Genomic DNA, 374 nt, shown 5'->3' with positions numbered 1-374 from the left:
ATGTTGCTTGATTTTTACTAATTTCAGTTTAGGTAATTTGATATGACCATCTTGCAATTCGATATTTCCGTTCACTCGATTGGTTGTATAAGACTGTTTTGACTTACGGTTTTTGAACTTTGGAAATTCCGCATTGCCTTCAAAAAAATTCTTATAAGCCTTTTGTAAGTTCATTTGTGCATTTGCTAAAGCTAAAGAATCCACTTCTTTTAGGAATGGAAATTCGTCTTTATATTTAGCTGGTGTCGGGAACTTTTGCTTTTTAAGCATTTCCTTGTCGTCTTTGTATTTTGCATAAGTCGCTTGTCTTTCCGCAAGCATCTTATTGTAGACAAGACGAACACAACCAAATGTTTTGGCTAATAATACTGCCT

General features: G+C 34.2%; 1 protein-coding gene. It reads right to left on the bottom strand.

The features are described from left to right. Window positions 1-374, bottom strand: a 374-nt coding sequence (locus tag DDE80_RS14860; RefSeq protein ID WP_153060957.1) for a helix-turn-helix domain-containing protein, incomplete at both ends; no start/stop codon positions are given.

Source organism: Metalysinibacillus jejuensis (assembly GCF_003057615.1).
Lineage (GTDB): Bacteria > Bacillota > Bacilli > Bacillales_A > Planococcaceae > Metalysinibacillus > Metalysinibacillus jejuensis.
The sequence above is the reverse complement of the archived record's forward strand: the minus strand, read 5'-3'. Positions and strand labels throughout refer to the sequence as shown.